11 protein-coding genes and 1 pseudogene are annotated in these 16600 nt (G+C 66.5%); 4 read left to right on the top strand and 8 right to left on the bottom strand.

Features of this window, described 5'->3' with window-relative positions:
- Nucleotides 1–6: 6 nt before the first annotated feature.
- The 3 genes from AC56KL_RS04525 to AC56KL_RS04515 are packed head-to-tail and all read right to left on the bottom strand — an operon-like array spanning nucleotide 7 to nucleotide 3586.
- Nucleotides 7–1788 (bottom strand): putative bifunctional diguanylate cyclase/phosphodiesterase, encoded by a 1782-nt coding sequence (locus AC56KL_RS04525; protein ID WP_497178970.1) that lies wholly within the window; start codon nucleotides 1786–1788, stop codon nucleotides 7–9.
- Complete coding sequence (locus AC56KL_RS04520) at nucleotides 1778–3148, bottom strand: GGDEF domain-containing protein (protein ID WP_497178969.1); 1371 nt, start codon at nucleotides 3146–3148, stop codon at nucleotides 1778–1780. The genes AC56KL_RS04525 and AC56KL_RS04520 overlap by 11 nt, the downstream gene beginning before the upstream one ends.
- A gap of 45 nt (nucleotides 3149–3193) precedes the next feature.
- The gene (locus AC56KL_RS04515) at nucleotides 3194–3586 is read right to left on the bottom strand and encodes a PAS domain-containing protein (RefSeq protein WP_497178968.1); all 393 of its coding nucleotides are present in this window, start codon (nucleotides 3584–3586) and stop codon (nucleotides 3194–3196) included.
- 196 nt (nucleotides 3587–3782) lie between these two features.
- On the opposite strand from AC56KL_RS04515, the gene AC56KL_RS04510 reads away from it, so the two are divergent.
- Complete coding sequence (locus AC56KL_RS04510; protein WP_497178967.1) at nucleotides 3783–5045, top strand: AMP-binding protein; 1263 nt, start codon at nucleotides 3783–3785, stop codon at nucleotides 5043–5045.
- A gap of 24 nt (nucleotides 5046–5069) precedes the next feature.
- On the opposite strand, the pseudogene AC56KL_RS04505 reads toward AC56KL_RS04510, so the two are convergent.
- Together AC56KL_RS04505 and AC56KL_RS04500 are read right to left on the bottom strand one after the other, a co-directional pair.
- Nucleotides 5070–5428: pseudogene (locus tag AC56KL_RS04505) on the bottom strand (DUF1428 domain-containing protein).
- Between the two features lie 102 nt (nucleotides 5429–5530).
- Entirely contained in the window at nucleotides 5531–7885 is a 2355-nt protein-coding gene (locus tag AC56KL_RS04500; protein ID WP_497179414.1) for a penicillin-binding protein 1A, read from the bottom strand.
- Between the two features lie 247 nt (nucleotides 7886–8132).
- Here AC56KL_RS04500 and AC56KL_RS04495 point away from each other — a divergent pair, with 247 nt between their 5' ends.
- Nucleotides 8133–10415 carry an OPT family oligopeptide transporter gene (locus tag AC56KL_RS04495; protein ID WP_497178966.1) on the top strand — a complete coding sequence of 761 codons (2283 nt, stop codon included), beginning with the start codon at nucleotides 8133–8135 and terminating at the stop codon, nucleotides 10413–10415.
- 81 nt (nucleotides 10416–10496) lie between these two features.
- Here AC56KL_RS04495 and AC56KL_RS04490 read toward each other — a convergent pair whose 3' ends face one another.
- On the bottom strand, nucleotides 10497–11429 hold the full coding sequence (locus AC56KL_RS04490; protein WP_497178965.1) for an NAD-dependent epimerase/dehydratase family protein: 933 nt from the start codon (nucleotides 11427–11429) through the stop codon (nucleotides 10497–10499).
- Nucleotides 11430–11534: 105 nt separating this feature from the next.
- Between AC56KL_RS04490 and AC56KL_RS04485 the strand changes: the two genes are divergently transcribed.
- Nucleotides 11535–12434 carry a LysR substrate-binding domain-containing protein gene (locus AC56KL_RS04485; RefSeq protein WP_497178964.1) on the top strand — a complete coding sequence of 300 codons (900 nt, stop codon included), beginning with the start codon at nucleotides 11535–11537 and terminating at the stop codon, nucleotides 12432–12434.
- 66 nt (nucleotides 12435–12500) lie between these two features.
- On the opposite strand, the gene AC56KL_RS04480 is transcribed toward AC56KL_RS04485, so the two are convergent.
- On the bottom strand, nucleotides 12501–13946 hold the full coding sequence (locus tag AC56KL_RS04480) for a peptide MFS transporter (protein WP_497178963.1): 1446 nt from the start codon (nucleotides 13944–13946) through the stop codon (nucleotides 12501–12503).
- Between the two features lie 321 nt (nucleotides 13947–14267).
- Here AC56KL_RS04480 and ppnN point away from each other — a divergent pair, with 321 nt between their 5' ends.
- The gene (gene ppnN, locus AC56KL_RS04475; RefSeq protein ID WP_497178962.1) at nucleotides 14268–15638 is read left to right on the top strand and encodes a nucleotide 5'-monophosphate nucleosidase PpnN; all 1371 of its coding nucleotides are present in this window, start codon (nucleotides 14268–14270) and stop codon (nucleotides 15636–15638) included.
- Between the two features lie 85 nt (nucleotides 15639–15723).
- Here ppnN and AC56KL_RS04470 read toward each other — a convergent pair.
- Nucleotides 15724–16600: ISNCY family transposase (locus AC56KL_RS04470; RefSeq protein ID WP_497178961.1), on the bottom strand; the 877-nt coding region annotated here is incomplete at its 5' end.

Raw genomic sequence — 16600 nt, 5'->3', positions numbered from 1 at the left:
GAACTATCAGGCGGGCACGGTTTCGTGGCTGGCGAGCCACTCGAGCAGGGCCTCGGACGGCAGCGGCCGGCTGTAGAAATAGCCCTGGCCCTTGGCGCAGCACTGGCTGCGCACCACGTCGGCCTGGGAGCGGGTTTCGATGCCTTCCGCTACCGTCTTCATGCCCAGGCTTTGCGCCACCTTCACCGTCGCCTCGATCAGCACGCGGTGATGGTGGCTGGTGTCGGCCTGGCTGACGAAGGAGCGGTCGATCTTGACCGTGTCCACCGGCAGCAGGTGCAGGCTCGAGAGCGAGGAGTAGCCGGTGCCGAAATCGTCGAGGGCCAGCTGGATGCCGAGCGCCTTGAGTTCGTGCAGGCGCTGCTGGATGCCCTGGTCCTGCGCAGCCAGGCTCTCGGTGACTTCGAGCTGCAGCTGGTCGGGCGGCATGCCGGTCACGCGCAGCACCCGGCGCACGCTGTCGATCCAGCCCGGTTGGCCGAGCTGGGCGCGCGACAGGTTCACCGCGATCAGGCGCGGCGCCGCCTCGCCCAGCCGGGCGCGCCAGTCCATGAAGTCGCGGCACGAGCGCTCGAGCACGAAGTCGCCTACCGCGCCGATCAGGCCGCATTCCTCGGCGACGGTTATGAAGTCGCCTGGGGGCACGATGCCGCGCACCGGATGGCGCCAGCGCACCAGGGCCTCGACGCCGGCCGAATGATCGGTGCCGCCGTCGGGCAGCAGGCCGACCACGGGCTGGTAGACCACGAACAGCTGTTCCTCGACCAGCGCCTGGCGCAGCTCGGCCTCGATGTCGGCGCGGTGCGCCGCGCGTTCGCGCATGCGGGTCTCGAACACCAGGTGGCGCGCCCCCCCGGCGCGCTTGGCCTCGACCATCGCGATGCCGGCGTCGCGCAGGATCTCGTCAGCGTCGCAGGCGCCGCCGTGGACGGTTTCGGCGCCCCAGGCCAGGCCCAGGCTGGTGCCGCAGACGACGTCGTGGCCCTGCACCCGGTAGGGCCGCGCCAGCGCGTCGACGATGCGGCCGGCGACGCGCTCGGCGTCCTCGCGCGAGCGCATTCCGTCGAGCAGCACGACGAATTCGTCGCCGCCGACGCGCGCCGCCAGCTGGCCGTTGCCGTTGCTGCCGTCGATGTGGTCGCTCGGCGGGCGCAGCGCGCCGCGGATGCGGTCGGCGATCTGCACCAGCAGTTCGTCGCCGGCGGCCTGGCCGAGCGCGTCGTTGATCTGGCGGAAGCGGTCGCAGTTCATGAACAGCACGGCAAAATCCAGCCGCGCATGCGCGCCGTTCGCCTGCGCGCGCGCCACCATATGCTGGAGCTGCTCGCGCACTGCTTCGCGGTTGGGCATGCGGGTGAGCGCGTCGGTGCGGGCGGCGTTGCGGAGGCGGCGCAGCAGGGTTTCCTGTTCGCGCTGCACTTCCAGGGTGGCGTCGGTGATCACCGCCATCAGGCGTTCGGCGTCGAGTTTCATCAGGCTGATGGCGAGCACCTGCGGACTGCCCGGCGCGCTCAATTCGGGCGGCAGGGGCGCGCGCAGGCCTTCGCAGACCACGCCCGAGGCATCGCCGAATTCGAGGGCCAGTTGGGGCAGCTGGGGCGCGAGCGGCGCCAGCACGGCATACAGGTTCTCCAGGCCGGTGTCGCGGGCGATCGGCATCAGGAGGTTCGAGGCCATCGGGTTGAGCATTTCCACCGACCCGTCGGGTGTGATCTGGGCCAGCCCGATCGGGGCGCGGTACAGGAACTGCACCAGGGCTTCGTAGGCGTCGCTCGGGTCAGGCAGCATTGCGGGCTCCTTCGTCTTCTGCGGGTTGGTGAACCGGGCTCGACGCCATCTCGGGACGCCAGCGTTCGACGCGGTTGCGGCCGGCGCGCTTGGCGGCGTACAGGGCCTGGTCGGCGCGCTTGAGCAGCAAGTCGACGCCGCCATCACCGTCGTCGAGGCTGGCGACGCCGGCGCTGACGGTGTAGGAGATGCGCGCGCCGTCGAAATTCACGATCTCCGACGCCACCCGCGAACGCAGGCGCTCGGCCACCACCGCGGCGCGCGCCAGGTCGGTCGACGGCAGCAGGACCGCGAATTCCTCGCCGCCGATGCGGGCCACTACGTCGACCTCGCGGAAGGTCTCGCCCAGGATCGCGGCCAGGTGCTGCAGGACCGCGTCGCCGCCCGGGTGGCCGTGACGGTCGTTGATCGCCTTGAAGTGGTCGGCATCGAATGCGATCACTGCGGTCGGACGGGGCAGGGCCATGCTGCGCGTCAGTTCCTGCTCGGCTGCCTCGAAAAAGGCGCGCCGGTTGGCCAGGCCGGTCAGGTAGTCGCCGAAGGCTTCGCGGCGGCGCCGTTCGCTGGCTTCGCGTTTGTCGGAGATGTCGCGCAGGATCAGGCAGTAGGCCGGCCCATCGGCGTCGAGGCCGCCCGGTGGCTCGCGCTCGGGCAGCGGGGCGATCAGCGCGCTGCCCCAGAAGCTGCTGCCGTCGGCGCGCATGCGCCGTCCTTCGTCCAGGCTCCAGCCGTCGCGCTCGGCATCGCGCAGGCGGTCGAGCAGGCGCTCGGGCGTCATCGCGTCTTGCGGGTAGAAGACGGAATAGGGCTGGCCCACCGACTCCGCGCCGAAGCCGGTGACGCGGGCGATGCTATTGTTCCATTCGGTGATGGCGCCGTGCTGGTCCAGCCCGACGAGTGCATAGTCGGTGATGCCCGTCAGGATGGCGTTGAACCAGGCGTCGTTCTGGCGCAACTGGCGCTCGCGCCGCACCTGCAGGGTCACGTCGTCGATCACCGCCATCAGGCGCCGCGCGTCGAGCTTGAGCAGGGTGACCGCCAGGATCTGCGGCGCCTTCTTGCCGGCGCCGCCAGCGTTCAGGTGAACATGCAGGCCGTCACAAATCTTGCCCGAGGCCCCGTCGTAGCTGGCGCACAGGTGGCGCAGTTCGGGCGCCACGCCTTCCAGCGCTGTGAACAGATTATCCAGGCCCCCGTCGCGGGACAGCGGCATCAGGAGCTGGGCCGAGATCGGGTTCATCATGGCGATGGCGCCGTCGATGTCGGCCTGCACCAGGCCGACCGGGGCCAGGTACAGGAACTGGAGCAGAGCCTCGTGCTCGGCCCTGAGTTCCTGCAGTTGCTCGGTGTCGCTCGCCATGGGGCTCATTTGCTTGCTCGGGGTATCGCTGGAATGCCTGGCCGCTCAGCGCGGCTGGCGCTGGACCAGCACGTAGCGGTTGGCGCCGGCTGGATCGGCAAGCAGGCGCAGGGCCACCCTCACCGGGCGCATGCGCAGGGTCAATACGTAATCGATGGTGGCGTCGAGGGCGCCGCCTTCTTCCATCGCATCCTCAAAGCGCTGGGCAACCATGAAGTTGTTCAGGCAAGGCGCCACGGTCGTGAACAGCGGCTGGCCGATCACGCGCTGCGGCGACAGGCCGGCCGCCTGCGATTCGAAGGCGTTGTAGCGCTGCACCTTGTTGTCTGCATCGAAGGCGATCACGCCGAAGTCGAGCGCATCGAGCTGTTCGGACGAACAGCGGTCGAGCTGCGAGACCAGGTCGGCGGTCGAAAACGACAGGGTAGGTGCATTCATGGCGTGCGTGTCCGCGTCCGGCGCGTTAGTTGATTTGAGGAAATTGATGTTGACATGCCGTCAGTGCGCTTGTCAATTGTGCGCAGCACCTTTTTGACAGTTTGCGTTGTCAAATCTCACAATGGTGGAGACCCGTGCACGCTTGACATGGTACGACGCCCTCGGCACCATCGGCGGCTCTCCTCGCGCCATTGCCATGACTGTAACAACATCTTCCGACGCCACCTGCGCCGTCCGCTGGTGGTCGCACCGCCCGACATTGCAGCGCGTGCTGTCCGACCTGCTCGCCGGCGAGCTGGCCCTGATGCGCCCGGGTATCGCGCGCCGGCCCTTGCCGTGGCCGCCCGAACTGGACCTGATGGCCGACCTCGGCGCCGATTCGCTGGAACTGCTTGGGCTGGCGTCGGCGATGGAGCAGGTGCTCGGGATCGGCTGCATCGGTGAAGAGCGGGTGCTGTCCCAGCCTCGGCTCGACGCCTGGCTCGACGCGGCCACGGCCGGGCTCGCGCAGGGAAGCGGTGTCCTCAGCTTCCGCACCTCCGGCAGTTCCGGCGCCCCCAAGAGCTGTCCCCACCCGATGGCGGGCTTGTGGCAGGAGGCGGATGCCCTGGCCGGCCTGTTTCCGGCGACGCGGCGGATTGTCAGCCTGGTGCCGTCCCACCATATCTATGGCTTCCTGTTCACGGTATTGCTGCCGCGGGCATTGGGCCTGGACCCGGACGCGGTCCGCGACCTGCGCGGCATGTCGCCGGGGACGGTGGCGCGCGGCCTGCTTCCGGGCGACCTGCTGGTCGGCTTTCCCGATTTCTGGCGCGCTTTCGCACCCGTGGCCGGGACGCTGCCGGTCGAGGTGGCGGGCGTCACATCGACCGCGCCATGCCCGGACGAGGTAGCGCGCGCCGTCACCGCCTGTGGCGTGGCGCGGCTGGTGCAGGTCTACGGCAGTTCCGAGACGGCCGGCGTCGGCTGGCGCGACAGCCCGGACGAGGACTACCGCCTGTTCTCCCATTGGGAGGCGGGCGACCAGGCCGGAACGCTGGTGCGCCATGGGCCGGACGGCAGCCGCAGCGCGGTCCCGCTGCAGGACAGACTGGATTGGCGCGCACCGGGCCGCTTCCGCCCGGCCGGCCGCATCGACCATGCCGTCCAGGTCGGCGGCGTCAACGTCTTCCCGGGCTACGTGGCCGACGTGCTGCGCATGCACCCGGAGGTGGCGGATGCGATGGTGCGCCTGATGCGCCCCGACGAAGGCAAGCGCCTGAAGGCCTTCGTGGTGCCGCGCACCGCAGTGCCGGCCGAGGGCAGCGCCGCCGCCTCACGCCTGCGCGCAGGGCTGGACGCATGGATCTCGATGCGCCTGACGACGCCCGAGCGGCCGGCCGCATGGACCTTCGGCGCCGCGCTGCCGCGCCAGGCCAGCGGCAAGCTGTCGGACTGGATCATCGACGACGCAGACTGAGCGGGCGGGCCGCGCCAGCCGCAGCTAGAGGTCGACCAGTACCTCGAAGCCACCGAAGACCATGCGCTTGCCGTCGAAAGGCATGGCGCCGGGCTGCATCATCTCGGCCATGCGCGGGTCTTTCATGACCTTGTCGTTGACCTCGTCGCGTTTTTCGCGGGACTCGTAAACGATCCAGGAAAGATCACCGTCTCGCCTTCCTCCAGGTTGACCGCCTGCGGGAAGGAGGTGAACTTGCCCGGCTTGACGTCATCGGCGATGCATTCGCGGAACTGCAGGGCGCCGTGCTCGCGCCAGATCGCGCCGGCCTGCGCGGCAATGCTGCGGTAGGTCTCGATGTTGGAAGTCGGAAGCGGGAGGATGAAACCGTCGACATAGGCCATGCTGATCTCCTTGGGGTGGGAAGGAAGGGGAACCGTCCAGCTACTGACCCCGGAAACGGTCCGCTGGTTCGCGCACGCGGCGCGAACCAGCGCAGCATAGCATCAGAAAATTGGGTTAGGGGGCGGCGCCGGGGTGGGAGCAGGCGCGGCCGGGGCGGCCGGGGCGGCCGGCAAGACGGGCGCCGGCGGCGCCGTCTCGCCGGTCACGGGTTCGACCTGGACCGGCGGGTCGTCGAGCGCCGGATCGATATCGATCGCGCGCAGGTCCGGACGCTCCACGAATTCCTCGAGCACCCAGTCGTCGTTCTCGCGCACCAGGCCTTCCGGTTCAATCCCTTCCGCTTGGGGCGGCGTCCCGGCGAGGGCCACGCGCATGTAGTCGATCCAGATCGGCAGGGCCAGGGTGGCGCCGAATTCGCGCCCGCCGAGCGAACGCGGTTCGTCGTAGCCCATCCAGGCCACCGCCACCACCTTGCCGCCGTAGCCGGCGAACCAGCCGTCGATGGCGTCGCTGGTGGTGCCGGTCTTGCCGGCGATGTCGACGCGCCCCAGCTTCTGCACCGCCGCAGCGCCGGTACCGTAGCGGGTGACGTCGCGCAGCATGGAATGGAGCACGAAGGCGCTGCGCGCATCCAGCACGCGGTCGCTGTCCTGGCGCGCGGGCGGGCGGTTGTCCTGGAGAATCGCGCCGTTGCCGTCGCGTACCTGGGCGATCAGGTAGGGCCGGACGCGGTAGCCCCCGTTGGCGAACACCGCGTAGGCGCCGGCCATCTGCAGCGGCGTGACCGCGCCGGTGCCCAGGGCCAGGGTCAGGTTCTTCGGGTGGCGCGCCAGGTCGAAGCCGAAGCGCCCCAGGTAGTCGTGGGTGTAGTCGGTGCCGAGCGCGCGCTGCAGGCGCACGGTGGTGACGTTCTTCGAATGCGCCAGCGAGTAGCGCATCGTGATCGGGCCGTCGAATACGCCGTCGTCGTTCTGCGGCGACCAGGTCTCGCCAGCGTCCTCGCCCGGCATCTCGAGCGGCTCGTCGAGGATGCGGGTGGCCGGCGAATAACCCTTGTCCAAGGCCGCCGCATACACGAAAGGCTTGATCGCCGAACCGGGCTGGCGCCAGGCCTGGGTGACATGGTTGAATTTCTGCAGGTTGAAGTCGAAGCCGCCCACCAGCGCATGGTAGGCGCCGGTGTCGGCGTCGAGGGCGACGAAGGCGGCCGCCACCTGCGGCACCTGGACGATCGCCCAGCCGTCCTTGCGCTGCTGGACCCGCACCACCGCGCCCGGCGCGATGCGCAGCGCCTCCCTGGCGTTCGCGGCCAGGCCACGGGCGGCGAACTTCAGGCCGGCCGCATCGATCGTCAGCGCGTCGCCGGACAGCAGTTCGACCCGCACCTGCGAGGTAGATGCTTCCAGCACCACCGCCGGCAGCAGGCCGTCGCTCTGCGGGCGCTTCTGCAGCGCCTCGATGATCGCCTCTTCGCGCTCGACGGGATCCGCGGGCAGCGCGATGCGCGCTTCCGGGCCGCGGTAGCCGTGGCGCTGGTCGTAGTCGAGCACGTTGCGGCGCACCGATTCATAGGCCGCATCCTGTTCGGCCTTGAGGATGGTGGTGGTGACCACGATGCCGCGCTCGTAGGCTTGCTCGCCGAACTGGGCGTAGACGGTCTGGCGCGCCAGTTCGGCCACGTAGTCGGCCTTGGTATCGAAAGTCTGGCCGCCGCGCCGGATGCGCAGCGGTTCGGCCAGGGCCTGGCGGTATTCGGCTTCGCCGATCTGCCCCAGTTCATGCAGGCGCGCCAGCACCGCGTGCTGGCGCTGCTGCGCGCGCTTGGGATTGGAGATCGGATTATGGCGCGACGGGTTCTGCGGCAGGCCGGCCAGCATTGCCGTCTCGGCGAGGCTCAGTTCGTCCAGCGACTTGCCGAAGTAGCTGCGCGCGGCGCTGGAAAAACCGTAGGAGCGGTTCCCGAGGAACATCTGGTTCATGTACAGCTCGAGGATCTGGTCCTTGCTCAGGGCGTCCTCGATGCGGTAGGCGAGGGCCACCTCGATGATCTTGCGCGACAGGACCTTCTCCTTGGTGAGGAAGAAGTTGCGCGCCACCTGCATCGTGATGGTCGAGGCGCCGCCGGAGCCGAAGCCGCCGCGCAGGTTGGTATAGACCGCGCGCAGCGCGCCGCGCCAGTCGATGCCCTTGTGCTGGTAGAACTGCGCGTCCTCGATGGCGAGCAGGGCCTGCTTCATCCGCTTCGGGATCTTGTCGATGGTGACGAAGTCGCGCCGCTCGACGCCGAATTCGCCGATCAGGTGCCTGTCGGCGGTGTAGACGCGCAGCGGGATCTTGGGCTGGTAATCGAGCACCGCGTCGATCTTCGGCACGTTCGGCAGGATCACCGTCATGACGTAGATGGCCGCAGCGGCCACGGTGCCGACCAGCGCGGCGAGCGCGAAGAACACGAACATGCGCAGGGGGCGGGCGCGCCGCACGGGCTGCTGGGAAGGCTTGGTCACTGCATTACTCTCGCTATGGGGCCGTAAGTACGAGGCCGTCAGCGGGAGATTGTACCTGCGCGCAGCGGGAACCGGCGCAAGTTTTTGATCTCGTATTTATCCGGTACTCATGGCAATTTCATTCCGCTTTCATTCGCCGGCGGCATATGCGATAGTCACGCCTTCCGCTCAGCTTCACGATGCATCCAGGGACCTCTTCATGCCTTACGATCCGAATCCAGCGGGCTTCAAGCCCTATATTCCGGCCAGCGCGCAACTGCCCGAATTCACACTGCGCGCCCTCATCATGGGCACCGTGCTCGGGATGGTGTTCGGCGCCTCGTCGCTCTACCTGGTGCTGAAGGTCGGCCTGACCGTCAGCGCCTCGATTCCCGTGGCGGTCATCGCCATCACGCTGTTCCACACCGCGAAGAAGTTCGGCGCGCGCGAATCCACCATCCTGGAAAACAGCATCACGCAAACTGCCGGTTCGGCCGGCGAGTCGATCGCCTTCGGCCTCGGCGTCACCATGCCCGCCATCATGATCCTCGGCTTCGACCTGGAGATCGCGCGCGTGATGCTGGTGGGCGTGCTGGGAGCGCTGCTGGGCATCCTGATGATGATCCCGATGCGCCGAACCATGATCGTCGATGCGCACCGCGAACTGAAGTACCCGGAAGGCACGGCCTGCGCCGAAGTGCTCAAGGCGGCCGCCACCGAAACCTCGCGCGCGGCCGCGGGCGAGGTGCGCGAAGAAGGATCGGACGCCGCGCGCGACGCCCGGCGCCGCGCCATGCTGATCTTCGGCGGCTTCGGAATCGGCCTGCTGTACAAGACCCTGAGCGTGTCCTTCAAGGGCTGGCGCGACTACGTGAATTTCGAATTCGGCAACCCGCTCCGGGGCGGCTCCGCCGGCGCGGAAGTCTCGCCCGAGCTGCTCGGCGTGGGCTACATCATCGGGCCGCGCATCGCCTTCACGATGGCGGCCGGCGGCGTGCTCTCTTATCTGCTCTTGATCCCGATGATCAAGTTCTTCGGCGAGCTGCTCACGGTGCCGCTGGCGCCGGCCACCACGCTCATCCGCGACATGTCGCCGGACGACGTGCGCAACGCCTACGTGCTGTACATCGGCGCGGGCGCCGTGGCCGCCGGCGGCCTGATCGCGCTGGCGCGCTCGATGCCGACCATCTGGAAGGGTTTGACGGGCGGCCTGTCCGGCATGGGCAGGGGCAGGACGGCAGCTGCGCCCAGGTCCGACCGCGACACCCCGCGTACCGACCGCGATATTCCGCTCAAGTGGGTGCTGGTCGGCTGCCTGGCCATCATCGCCATCATCACCGTGGCCACACCGCTGCACATGAACCTGCTGGGCGCGCTCCTGATCCTGGTGTTCGGCTTCCTGTTCGCCACCGTGTCCTCGCGCCTGACCGGCGAAGTCGGCTCTTCGTCGAACCCGATTTCCGGCATGGCCGTGGCCACCCTGCTGTTCACCTGCCTGATCTTCCTCGTGATGGGCTGGACCGGCGGCCAGTACTACGTCACCGCGCTGTCGGTCGGCGCCATCGTCTGCATCGCCGCCAGCAACGCCGGCACCACCTCGCAGGACCTCAAGACCGGCTTCCTGGTCGGCTCGACCCCGCGCCTGCAGCAGTATGCGATCCTGTGCGGCGCCTTTGCATCGGCCCTGATCCTCGGCCCGATCCTGCTCAAGCTGAACGAGGCCGGCACGGTCTACGTGCCGGCCGCCCAGGTGGCCCCGGGCGTGACGGTGGATGCGCGCCAGCTCGCCACGCTGACGGAAACCGCGCGGCTCGAGGGCCCGCAGGCGGAAAGCGACGCGAACACCTACAAGGTCTGGCAAAAGCCTGACACCAACGGCGGCCCGGCAGGCAAGTACCTGGTCGCCAGCGACGGCCGCCTGGCCTACCTGGTCGACCCGGGCATCAACGGCACCCACAAGACGCGTCCGGACGGCACCGAAGTGAAGAAGTACGACGCGCCCAAGGCGGTCCTGATGTCCTACATCATCAAGGGCATCCTCGACCAGGAACTGCCCTGGACCCTGGTGCTGTTCGGCGTGATGATCTCGGTGGTGCTCGAGATGGCGGGCGTGCACGCGCTGGCCTTCTCGGTTGGCGTCTACCTGCCGCTGATCTCGACGCTGCCGATCGCGGTCGGCGGCCTGGTGCGCTACCTGGCGGACCGCCGCAACAACCGGCTGCCGCAGTACGCGGAGATGAACGCGGAAGAGCGCCAGGCCGCGGGCGACCGCAGCTCGGGGACGCTGCTGGCCTCGGGCTATATCGCGGGCGGCGCGCTGGCCGGCATCGTCATCGCCATCACGGCCGGTGTGCTGACCGATTTCGACAGCACCATGGCCGCGTGGGCCGAGGCCTCGAACCCCTTCTTCGCGGGGCCGAACGCCAACCTGCTGACCCTGATCCCGTACGGCATCATCATTGCGCTGCTGTACTGGGTGGCGCGCGAGAAGGCAAAGCGCTAACAGGAAGGGCCCGGAAAATCCCGGGCCCTTGTTCTTTGTAGGCGGTCGGCTGTGCCGACCGCGCGTTCAGCCGGTGCGCGATCAGACGAAGGCCAGGTCGTGGTGGCGGATGGCGTCGTCCAGCCAGTCGCCGGTGTGGCCGAAACGGTAGCCAAGGGCCTTGGCGCGCGAGGTGTCGAGTGCCAGCGGCGTGGCGAAATCGAAGGGCGACAGCATGCCGGGCTCCTGCCGGGGCGCGCGCAGGCTGCGCGGCGTCTCGTCCAGTACCTCGGCCACGCGCGCATGCAGCTCGCAGGCCGACAGCGGGCCGTCGTCGGCGGCGTTGACCGCCCCGCGGAAGTCCTGCATCCCGGCCCAGAGCAGGAAATCGGCGGCGCCCGGTGCTTCCATGAACGAGACCTTTGCCGCCGCGTCGGTGTAGCGCAGGGTCCCGCGCAGGCGCACCAGGTCGACGTAGTGGGCGAGCCTCCCGGTGAAGTCCTCTGGGCCGCCCAGTACGTGGGCCAAGCGCACAGTGGCGAGCGGCAGGCTGCCGTCGCGCTCCAGGTAGGCTTCGGCCTGTACCTTGCCAGAGACGTAGCTCTCGACGGCGCGGGCCGGGTCGTGCCACGGGTAGGCGGTGTCGATGCGCTGCGCCAGCACGGGCAGCTCGCTTTCGCGCAGGGGCGTCCCGCGCGGCGCGGCGCGCAGTGCGACCGTGCGATAGGCGTCGATCGTCGAGGTCATCACGTAGCGGCCCACCTTGCCGGCGAAGACGCGGGTCGAGATGGCGGCGTCCAGCGGCGAATAGCACATCTGGTCGAACACGATGTCATAGCTGCGCTCGCGGAAGGCATTGCGCATCGCGTGCTCGTTGCGTCGGTCGACCCGGATGCGGGAGATCCGTTCGCCGAAGGGGTCCGGTGCGTAGCCCCGGGTGGCGATGGTCACGCGATGGCCCCCACGCAGCAGGCGCTGCACCAGGAGTTTGCCGAAATAACGGGTCCCGCCGATTACCAGTACATTCTTTGGCATGACTTTTCCTTGTAGGATCGCGTATATTTTCTGCAAAGCAGCAAAAACCATCAACCGAGAAAAAGTACCGACATTGAATAAGAAAAACTTATGCATGGAGGCGGCATGAGGCCCTTGCGCAGCCTGTCCGGGCTGATCGACTTCGACTGCGCCGCGCGCTGGGGCAGCTTCAAGCTGGCCGCGCGCGAGCTGCACAAGACGCCGGCGGCGGTCAGCCTGCAGGTGAAGCAGCTCGAGGAAAACGTCGGCTTTCCCCTGTTCGTGCGCCATCCGCGCCACATCTCGCTCACCGAAAAAGGGCAGGAACTGGCGATCGCGACCGCCCGCATGCTGGCCGACCTGCGCGCCAAGGTCGCTGCGCTGCAGCGCGGTGATGAGGAAGCGGTGCTGCGCATCTCCACCACGCACTCGTTCGCCATCAAGTGGCTGGTGCCGCGCATGCACCGCTTCACCAAGCAGTATCCGGAACTCGACATCCGGATCGACTCCAACGACGCGCCGGTCGACCTGCAGGCCGACAGCACCGACGTGGCGATCCGCTACGGCCCGGTCGCCGAGGGCGACCGGGCGACCCTGTTTCGCGAGCGCCTGGTGCCGGTCTACAGTCCCGAGTTGCTGGCCCCGGGCCAGGAGGGACTGGGCCTGTCCGACCTGCCGCAGCACCATTTGCTGGTAACGCAGTCGCCCGAAGCCTGGCTGCAGCTGCTCAACGAAAACCGTGCGCTGAAGGGCAAGTACGATTTCTCGCGCATGTACACGCACTGGGGCGTGCTGGTGCAGGCCGCCGTGGCCGGGCAGGGCGTGGCCCTGGTGCCTTACGGGATCGCCTACGAGGACATCCGCTCCGGCGCGCTGCGCCAGATTCCCTGCCGTAGCGCGCGTTTCGAGAGCGGCTACCGCTTCCTGGTGAATCCGCACAAGGAGCACATGCTGAAGGTGCAGCGCTTCCGGGAATGGATCGTGGCCGAGATGCGCGAGATGGAGGCGACGCTGGACCGCCGCTGACACCGGCGCGCCCAATTGAAAACGGCGGCCCGCGGGCCGCCGTTCGTACGTGGAGCGCTGGTACGCTTACTTCACGCCGTGCATCAGTTTCTGGATGAGCGGGGCCAGCAGGAACAGCAGCACGCCGCCGACCAGCAGGATCCAGAAGCCCGAGGTGTAGCCGCTCAGGGCCGACGTTACCGACATGCCGGTCTCGCCCGAGACGTGCGAGGCGAAGATGCCCGACAGGTTGTTGCCGATGCCGGTCGACAGGAACCAGCCGCCCATGCCCAGGCCGACGAGGCGCGTCGGGGCCAGCTTGGTGACCATTGACAGGCCGATCGGCGACAGGCACAACTCACCGATCGACTGGATCGTGTATACGGCGAGCAGGGTCCAGGCGGGGATCTGGCCGATCGGGTCCAGCAGGTTCGACAGCGCGTACATCAGCAGGCCGAAGGCCAGGCCGTTGATGATGATGCCCAGGCCGAATTTACGCGGGATCGACGGGTTCGCATTGCGCTTGCCCAGCCACACCCAGATCGCGGCGATGATCGGTGCGAACAGGATGATCGCCACCGAATTCACGGACTGGAAGTAGGCCACAGGCATGTCCCAGCCCAGCAGGTCGCGGTTGACGATCTGGTCGGCCAGGAAGGTGAAGGAGCTGCCGGCCTGCTCGAAGAAGCACCAGAACAGCACGTTGAAGAAGAAGATGATCATCATCGCGATGGTCTTGTCGCGCGCCACCTTGCCTTCGCGGACACCCTCGACGATCAGCATCAGGGCCAGGATCACGAACATGACCGACAGGACGATCTGCAGGTTGGCGGCGCCGGCGCGCAGCAGCAGGTAGACGACCGGGATCACCAGCAGCGAGCCGATGACCACGCCGATCAGGCGCTTCGGGCTGGCCAGTTCGCCGACCGGTGCGCCGATGCCCTTGAGCTGCTTGCGGCCGATGTAGAACCACACCAGCGCCAGCAGCATGCCGACGCCGGCAGCGAAGAACACCGCCTTGTAGGCAGGGATCGCGCCGTCGCTCAGGCGCTCGGCCAGTTCGCCGGTCACGATCGGCGCGAAGAAGGCGCCTGCGTTGATGCCCATGTAGAAGATCGTGAAGCCCGAATCGCGGCGGGTGTCCTCGATCGAGTACAGCTGGCCGACCATGGCCGAGATGTTCGGCTTGAACATGCCGTTGCCGACGATGATGGTGGCCAGGCCGAACTTGAAGATGTCCTGGTCGGGAATGGTGATCATGAACAGGCCGGCCGCCATGAAGACGGCGCCGACCAGGATCGAGCGCTGGTAGCCGATCACGCGGTCGGCCACGTAGCCGCCGAGGACCGCGCCGGCATACACGAGGGCGAGGTAGGAACCGTAGGTCAGGTTGGCGTCGGCCTGGCCGACGGCATCGCCGCCGTAGAACTGGGCGACGATGTAGAGCACCAGGGCCCAACGAATGCCGTAGAAAGCGAAGCGTTCCCAGAATTCGGTCATGAAGAGCATCCACAGCGGAGCCGGATGGCCCATGATCTGCTTGAACTCTGGGATAGGTCCCTTGGCTGAAGTAGCTGCACCGCTCATGCGGTTCCTCCCGAAATAGATTTTTTGAATCGATGGTTTTTATGATGGAATCCCCGGGTCTCGGGAAATTCCAGTTGGCACGCATTTTAGTGTAAATCGCTCATGCCAAGCGAACTTTTTCCGGTTGTGGTAATGACGTTCTTCCGTGGTGCGCCGCCGCATGGCGCCCCCGATGACGGGGTCCAATCGGGGCGCAAAATGTTGCACTTTGGCGTATATTGGCAAACAGGCCAATCCGTATTACCGATTGAAAGGGAAAACAAAACCATGACCCATGATGTTGTCGATGTCCTCATCTCTCCGGAAGGCCGCCTCGAAGTCCTGTCGAAAGCCGAAGTCGCCAAGCTGCTCGACACCAGCAAGAGCGGCTTGTACGATATCTTCCGCAAGTGCGCGCTGGCCGTGATCAACACCGGCAGCTCGATCGACGACGGCAAGGAGCTGCTCGAACGCTACCGCGATTTCGAGATCAGCATTCTCCAGCGCGAGCGCGGCATCAAGCTCGACATCCGCAGCGCGCCTGCCCACGCTTTCGTCGACGGCAAGATGATTCGCGGTATCCACGAGCACCTGTTCTCCGTGCTGCGCGATATCGTCTATGTCCATTTCGAAGTCACCGACAATCCCAGATTCGATTTGAACAGTCCCGAAGGCATTACCGACGCGGTATTCCATATCCTGCGCAATGCCAATGTGTTTCAACCCCAGCGCAGTCCGAACATGGTGGTGTGCTGGGGCGGCCACTCGATCAACCGCGTCGAGTACAACTACACCAAGGAAGTCGGCCACGCGCTCGGCCTGCGCGAACTCGACATCTGCACCGGCTGCGGCCCCGGGGCCATGAAGGGCCCGATGAAGGGCGCGGCCATCGGCCATTCGAAGCAGCGCATCGTGGGCGGGCGCTATCTCGGCATTTCCGAGCCGGGCATCATCGCGGCCGAGTCGCCGAATCCGATCGTGAGCGACCTGGTGATCATGCCGGACATCGAAAAGCGACTCGAAGCCTTCGTGCGCACCGGCCACGGCATCATCGTGTTCCCGGGCGGCGCCGGCACGGCCGAGGAAATCCTGTATATCCTCGGCATCCTGCTGCATCCGGAAAACGCGGAAATGCCCTTCCCGCTGATCTTTACCGGCCCGGCCACGGCGCGCGCCTATTTCGACCAGATCGACCAGTTCATCGGTCTCACGCTGGGCGAAGGTGCGCAGAAACGCTACAAGATCATCATCGACGATCCGGAGGCCGTGGCCAAGGAAATGTACGCCGGCATCAAGACGGTCCGCGAGTTCCGCAAGACCCACAGCGACGCGTATTACTTCAACTGGCTTCTGAAGATCGATCCGGAATTCCAGAAGCCGTTCAGGCCGACGCACGAGAACATGCGCAACCTGAAGCTGCACCGCAACCAGGAGTCGCACCTGCTCGCGGCCAACCTGCGCCGCGCGTTCTCGGGCATCGTGGCCGGCAACGTGAAGGAAGAGGGGATCCGCGCGATCGAGCAGTACGGCAAATACGAGATCCAGGGCGAGAGCGCGATCATGGAGCCGATGGATGCGCTGCTGGCCTCGTTCGTGGAGCAGAGCCGGATGAAATTGCCGGGCAAGGCGTATACGCCTTGCTATACCATTGTCCAATAATCGTCGGGTTTTCCGTAGGGTGTGTAAAGGCAAAGTTGAAATGTCCGCTTCTGGCAAAGTTGAAATGTCCGCTTGGTTGCCCAGGTTAGCGCGAGCTAACGCGCTTTTGAGCGGACATTTTCTTTGCTGCGACGACGCCTGTTGACACCATCGCCTGAGTCTGGTTTTCGCGATACGGACGTACGCGCCGGGGCGCCGCTGCCGTTAGTTCGTCGACACAGTGATGCAGGGATTTGTCATCCACGAGAGTGCGCTTGGATCGCTTGAGAAGCTGCAGCGTGGAATACTGCACGGTCACGCCATTGGCGCGTAATTCGACCTGGCCATCGCGGTAGCTGTGGATGGCAATCGGTTGGCCGATCATGGCACGCAGCCATGGCTCATCCTGGAGGATGTACTGCTGCTGGTTATGCTGTAGCGTTAGCTTGTTGCTAAGCTTACGGGTATCCCGGATCGACAGGATGCGCTTTAGGTCTTCGACAGGACGCAGCGGAGTGTGCATGTCGAGCTGGCTGCGCGCCACGCAGGAAAACTGCTCGTTATACCGCTTGATGAACTGCCAGACCCACTTGTTGGCGGTGTCGATATCCTTGATGTCATCCAGGCGCATCTGCTTGACAAGGCGGTCTTGCAACGTGCGGTTGACGCGTTCGACGCGGCCTTTTGCCTGCGGTGAATTGGCACAGATGAGTTCAATGCCAAGCTCATCGGCAGCGCGCTGGAATTGCGTTGGGATGTGTTTGTTTGCAGACGGGGAGCGGAACACGGCCGCCCTGTCGGCATAGAACGCCTGCGGCTTGCCGTGCTGCGGCAAATACGCCTGTAGCGCCTCAAAATAGCCGTCGGTGCACTCCGTTTCGGAAAAGTGCAAATGGAGAATGCGCCCGGTGGCATCGTCGATGAAAACCAGAACCGAACATGGTGCGCGGCGCTTCTCAAACCACGCATGGCGGCTACCGTCG

The organism is Telluria sp. ZB4P34 (assembly GCF_059686055.1).
This window is presented reverse-complemented; position numbering and strand designations above follow the sequence as displayed.